Raw genomic sequence first — 6,603 nt, forward strand, 5'->3', positions numbered from 1 at the left:
GTGAGCAGTGGAGAGACGGCAGCGCAGAGAATCCCTCCGTTCCTGACCCTCGGCTCAGCCCGTCCCCTCGCTACGGCGTCCACTACGGTTCCAACTCAACCCGTGCCGGTTGCGGCCGACGTTTCACGTGAAACCTCTTCGTCCTCCTCGGGTCCCACCTTCCTCGACCTACTCGACGAGGGCAGTCCCATCGCGAGCCAGCTCGCGAATGAGGCCCGTCGGCGCGAACGCCTGCAGGGACGGGCCTTCCGGCGTCCCGCGAAGACCCGGGTCTTCACTGTCTCCAACCAGAAGGGCGGGGTGGGCAAGACCACGACGACGGTCAACATCGCCGCCGCCCTGGCCTCGGCTGGACTCAATGTGCTGGTCATCGACATCGACCCTCAGGGCAACGCCTCCACTGCGCTCGGCATCGAGCACCATGCAGAGGTCGAGAGCATCTACGACGTCCTCATCAACGACGCTCCGCTCGGCGATGTCGTGGCCCAGTGCCCCGACGTCGAGCACCTCGAATGCGCGCCGGCAACGATCCATCTCGCGGGCGCGGAGATCGAGCTCGTGTCGCTCGTGGCCCGGGAGCAGCGGCTCCGCCGGGCGATCGAGAACTACGCCAAGCAGCGCGAGGCCGAGGGGAAGCCGCGGCTCGACTACATCTTCATCGATTGCCCACCGAGCCTTGGCCTGCTGACCGTGAACGCGTTCTGCGCAGCGAGTGAAGTCCTCATCCCCATCCAGTGCGAGTACTACGCGCTGGAGGGGCTGAGCCAGCTTCTGAAGAACATCGAGATGATCCAGAAGCACCTCAATGCGGACCTCAGGGTATCGACGATCCTTCTGACGATGTACGACGGTCGCACGAACCTTGCGGCGCAAGTCGCCGCGGAGGTCCGTGAGCACTTCCCCCAGCAGGTCCTCGAGGCCGTGGTGCCGCGCTCGGTACGCATTTCTGAGGCGCCAAGCTACCAGCAGACCGTCATGACGTACGACCCTTCCTCCACAGGCGCGCTGTCTTATCTCGAGGCCGCGGCCGAGATTGCCGAGCGATAGGGCCTTCGGGTTCCCCGACACGCAGCAAGCACTCAGACAGCCACTTTGCCCCGTAAACGGTGGGCATGAGGGAGGATTACCGCTATGAGCGAGAAGCGCCGAGGACTGGGCAGGGGGCTGGGTGCCCTGATCCCCAGCACGGCTCCCGCCGCGGGGAATACGACGTCGCCTTCATCTCGCCCCGTCGACCTGTTCTTCCCGGACAGCGCCCGACGGCCCGACGCTGGCGTCGGTGTCGAAGAGGACCAGACGCGGCCGAAAGCGGCTGATGCCGCCACAGCCCAGAACGGCGTCACCGAGGCGGAGAAGAGCGGTCCGGTGGCTCCGTCAATCGATGGAGAGAATGCGACCGCCGAAGAGCAGGCGCCCTCCGCGACCTCGCGCGCCAGGGCAGCTGAATCTGCAGCTGGTCAGACGGACGCTGGCCTGTCCACCGGAGCAGGGCGACGTGGGGGCCGTCCCGCTGCCAAGAGCGCCTCGGCGGACGACTTGGATCTCGTCGAGGTCCCGGGAGCTCAGTTCGCTGAGCTTCGTGTCTCGGACATCCATCCGAACCGTAAGCAGCCGCGGACCGTGTTCGACGAGGAGGAGATGGCCGAACTCGTCCACTCCGTCAGGGAGATCGGCATCCTACAGCCGATCGTCGTTCGGAAATCAACCGAAGACGGTAGTGAGCCGTACGAGCTCGTCATGGGCGAGCGCCGCTGGCGTGCATCCAAAGAGGCTGGCCTCGAGACCATTCCTGCCATCGTGCGGGATACGGGCGACGACGCACTGCTTCGCGACGCGCTGCTCGAGAACCTCCACCGGAGCCAGCTGAATCCGCTCGAAGAGGCTGCCGCCTACCAGCAGCTCCTCGAGGACTTCGGAGCGACACATGAGGAGCTTGCGGACAGGATCGGCCGCTCTCGACCTCAGGTCTCCAATACCATCCGTTTGCTTCGCCTGCCGCCTCTGGTTCAACGCCGTGTGGCTGCTGGGGTTCTCTCCGCTGGCCACGCGCGGGCACTGTTGTCCCTTCCTGACGACGTGGCGGTCGAGCGCATGGCGCAGAAGATTGTAGCCGAGGGCCTCTCTGTCCGTGCAACAGAGGAGGCTGTCGCGCTGTACCAGGAGCCGGCGGATGCCCGACGGTCTGCTCCTCGTCCGAACGCGCGCCACGAGCGGCTCGACTTCCTCGCCTCGAATTTGGCTGACCGGCTCGACACGAACGTGAAGATCACGCTCGGTGCTCGAAAGGGCAAAGTGAGCATCGAGTTTGCGTCGGTCGAGGATCTGAATCGCATCATGGCGCTGATCAGTCCCGAAGAGGAGTGATCTGAATACGTGTGGGAAGGGGCGTTTCACGTGAAACGCCCCTTTTTCTCTGCCCCTCGAGTCGCGAGGACGTGCGGCCACAGGCGGAAATGGGCAGTTGTGGCGGGCCCCATCGCGCCGTCTGTTGCCGTCATACGGTTGTGCAGCACCGGGATTGTACCGTCGACCGTGCTTTTCACGGTGCTGCGCTGACGCGAGGAAGCGCATCACCTACACTGGCGCGGTCACTGAGCACGTGGGCGAGAGGTGCGCGCCCAGGGGGATCGGCGCTCTTCCGGCAATCGTGCGCGGCCAAATGGAGCGCGGCATGGAGCGAGAATGGGCGCCGAACTGGCTACCACCGGTTACTGCGTCAGTGCGTGGTTGGTTCAGGTGGATCCAGACGCGGACGGTGGGCCAGCAAAGATGGTCGCCAGTCGCGCAAGGTCATCGTGGCAACGTGGGCGTACATCCAGTTGCGTCGGGATGTCTACGCGACGTGCCCCCCTTTCGCGCGGGACGCGCCCACGGGAAGTGGAAAGCGGGGACAGCGTTAACCGGCACGCCATCACGCCCTCGTAAGACAGCACCGGAAACGGCACATCCTGCATTCTAGGATGGAATGCCGGAGGCTTGCGGGCGGCTCCATTCGCGTTCCTTCGCATCGCGTCGCGTTCCTTCGCGCCGCGCGACACCCGCCCCCCGTCGTTCAGTGGGGACGCTTCGCGCTGTCGGGCATGCGCGCTGACAGAATCCGGTCGTCTTCGTCGCCGCGAGCTGATGGCTTGCCTGCGCCTAGTCTTCTGGACAGCTAGTGCGGCCGACCGCTCAGGGCAGTCGGCGTACTTCAGCGATCGGCTCCTTCTGTTTCACGTGAAACCAGCGGGCCTACTTTCCTAAAGGACGAGCCAACAGGCCAGCTACTCGGAGCGCGATTTAAGCGCGAGTAGAACCAGAACTTTCGTCCCGCCGTCGGCCGCACGGGCGGTCCATACGACGAATCTACGGAGGATGGAGAAGCCGCCACGCCTCGCCCTCGCGAAACGAGGGCCGCCCCCGGTGATCCAGCAAAGAAGCAGCAGGAAGGATCCATACCCAAGACCGCTGTGTACCGAGTGATCACTTGAGCAAGTCCGATCTGCGAAATCTACGTCCCGCTTCTTTCGCGCCGACCTACGACAACTTATCGATCCGTCCTGTTTCACGTGAAACCTGGGCACCGTTTGGTGTCGTGTGTCGGTCGACGGGGCCGCCCCGGCAGAGCCCACCGGCGTGACTGGCTATGCGACCGCCGGGCTCAGCCGTGTGGGACTGCGGCAGCTTCTAGGACGGCGCGGCAGCTTCGGCACGGTCGTATCGATCGTGGTGCGCGCACTTAGCCGTGCGCACCACTGCCTGATGTCTGCTTACCCTGAGCGGTCGGCGGACGCACTTCGTGTTGAACGGCTTGCGGGTATGGGCTTACGGCAGTGGCAGCACGCCAAACCCGGCGTCGACTCACGGCCTGGGCTGGACCCCGATCATGCCAGAGCGCGGCCGCGCGCCCTCGCCGAGCTTTCGATGAGGGTTCTCGGGTCAGACCCAAAGTTACCGGTCGTCCGCGGCGCTCCGGAGGGCTATGCGGGAGAAGCGAGGCCGTCCGGTTCACCTAGGGTGCGCAACGCAGCTTAGCTCAATTTGGATAGCTCGCCTCATGTGGACAGCCACTACTGGTCGGACGCTCGAGAAGGAACATCTCTTGCCAAGCCCTGAGGCGTGTGTGGTTCACCGGCGCGAACCTAGGTCGAGGTCAAGCAGAGCCTGTGGATATCGATGTGGGAATCCGGAAGCCGCCCCTCACAGCGCCTGTGGATAACCGTGTGGATATCCCGTGTGGACAGGGGCGCGCAAGGTCCTGCGTGGCGGTCGCCCACCGGCTACTTCGGCGTCGCTACTCAATCCCGCGCACCTCCTTGGACGTGGCGGGGAGACCACGGCCGTGCCACGCGCGTGGCGAGCGAGGCTGAGGCGTGGGACCTCTACCCGAATCCGCTGCAGAAACGCGTCCGTGAGGCGAAATGACCATTGGTGCCAAGCTTGGGCATTGCTGCTTCCGGTCCCTCGCACTGCACCCGTCGCTGACCCAGGAGACGCACCGCGTGGCAGCGCTGAGGTATAGCCGGTCAGCGAGCTGTGGATTGTGTGAATCTCACTGTGGACAGTGCCTGTGGATTTGGCTGTGGATAAACTGAGCCCATTGTGCCCCCGGGTCGGCGGATCGCACGCTGTGGACTGCCCGTGGGCAAGGCCCGAGCGCTCCTCGTTGGCCCGGTTAGGGGACACTCGCCCCTTCAACTGGCCACGGGGACCAGGGTCGACGGTCTGTTCCATACCTTCTATTCGGCCCCGATCTGAAGCATCTTATGGCTCCCGGTGGTGCGTAGGCTGACGCCATAAGGTGGGTAGGCTGACGCCCTACGCGTCGATCGCATTCTCCGCACTGTTCGGCCGCACGGATCGGAAACGCAAGGGAGATGCTGGATGAGGAGATACTGGATGATGTGCGGGCGGAGCGGCTGACACCAAAGGGACAAACAGTCATCCATGTTTCACGTGAAACGCCGACGCAGAGGACGCCCCTTGCCCCCTCTTGCTGGTGCAAGTGGCAACAGCCCAGGAGCCGGCAGACACGATCTCTGGCGGACGGTACCGCAGTTTGACTTCAAGACGCCAAGGTGAAATACAGCGTCAGCTGCAATGCCGACTCGATCCAGCGTTTGTGTGGCTGCGAAGGCTGTCCCGAATTGCATAGAACAAGCGACGGGGCCGGAGACCTGATGGAGGTGTCCCGCTGATGTTGTCACGATGCGCGCACCTTCGGTGACTCGCGGATCGTGGATGCGCGATGGACGCCATAGGTCTGGCATCCGTCACCTCACTGCTTACCCCGGCATTCTTCGGGCTTCGGCCATCTGGTCAGTACTGCCTGTCATTGCGGTCGACCAGTTCTACGTTCCGCATCGGTCAGCAACCGGACCAGGCTAGAGCGCGCGCCGGCCAGATCCAAGATAGCGGAATTTGGGTGGTCGTAACCCCACTAATGAATCGCTCGGCGCACTTGAACGGCGGCCGGCCAGTGGATGTCGGCCCCGGTCAGAGCGGGGGCCTGATCAGCAGTTGCAGCACGCATCTGTTCCTGCACCCGCAGGCCCCTCGTTCCTACCGCCCCCTCTGTGGCGCGTGAATCTCACGGATGCACGGCAGCTTCCCTTGTCGCGAGGCGTGGACAGTGCACTGTGCGGCCGAATGGGCTCTCACGTCTGGCCCAGTACGCGGTATGGTCGGTGCTCGAGAGGGCGGAAGCGTGGGCGCACTCCACAGTTCTCGGATGAACGCCAGGAGGCGCGTCGCGGCGCGTCCCAGTGAGCGCCTGAGCGTCTGCGTTCAGCGGTACTGCTGGTCATTGCCAGCCAGTGGTTCTCGCCGGTGTCTCGCTGGTTCCGCAGACCGTCCACCGCGAAGCTGTGGTCGGGGCGCAGGCTTTGTTTCACGTGAAACAGAGGGCGTAGATCATGAGGGCGAACAAAGGCGCAACACCTGTCAGGCCTGAGATGGCACGATGATCGGGTTGACGCAGGGCCCGAATGCTTGATGCGTTGCGCCCGATAGCAGCGCCAGGGGCCCGAGCTTCGGCGCTCCAGGTCTATCGAGCAACAGGACCGAAGATGCACTCCACCATCCGAGCATCGGGCTAAGTTTGCGCGCTCGCTCTTCTGTCCCGGGAAGCCGTCCGAGAGCCGTGGTGTTCTTCGTGCTGCTAGGACAGCCGCATTCGACCGAGCTCTGATGGCCAAGAATGCCCCCGTTCGTCAGAGAGGGGTGAGTGATGAACAAAACAGCGAGGGGTCGGGCATCGTGGGAGAAGTGTGTCGCAGACGCTCGCATTCGTGCGACGGGAGCTCACATACAGATTTGCTTGGAGTTCCAATCCGGTTGCTTGGACCGTTCGGAGTGGCTCAATGGGCGGAGTTTGCGGATTGGAAGGCGATTTCCTGGTCGTGCGCGCGTGCGTGCGCGTGTGCTGAGCGGGGGGTGCGCCGGGGGCAGGACCACAGCATTTCGCGGAGTTTCACGTGAAACGTCGGGCTGGCGACGTTGAACCATACTCACGCTCAGGGGTGCCTGTCGCGGTGGCGCTAGATGTCGTGTCCTGCCTAAGCCGAAGGAGGCTCATTTGGGCCGACGATAGCGCGTCGTTTCACGTGAAACGCGGTCAATCAA

The 6,603-nt window shown here is 63.9% G+C and carries 2 protein-coding genes; both read left to right on the forward strand.

Going from position 1 to position 6,603, the window contains the following annotated elements:
• Window positions 1-102 precede the first annotated feature (102 nt).
• Window positions 103-1,047 (forward strand): ParA family protein, encoded by a 945-nt coding sequence (locus ABD298_RS13005; RefSeq protein ID WP_425564408.1) that lies wholly within the window; start codon window positions 103-105, stop codon window positions 1,045-1,047.
• 84 nt (window positions 1,048-1,131) lie between these two features.
• Window positions 1,132-2,364 carry a ParB/RepB/Spo0J family partition protein gene (locus ABD298_RS13010; RefSeq protein ID WP_344300134.1) on the forward strand — a complete coding sequence of 411 codons (1,233 nt, stop codon included), beginning with the start codon at window positions 1,132-1,134 and terminating at the stop codon, window positions 2,362-2,364.
• Window positions 2,365-6,603 lie beyond the last annotated feature (4,239 nt).

This window comes from Sinomonas flava (assembly GCF_039531875.1).
Lineage (GTDB): Bacteria > Actinomycetota > Actinomycetes > Actinomycetales > Micrococcaceae > Sinomonas > Sinomonas flava.

Coding starts and splice junctions, on each gene's coding strand:
- ABD298_RS13010 (WP_344300134.1), top strand. CDS start 1,132: ATGAGCGAGAAGCGCCGAGGACTGGGCAGGGGGCTGGGTGCCCTGATC.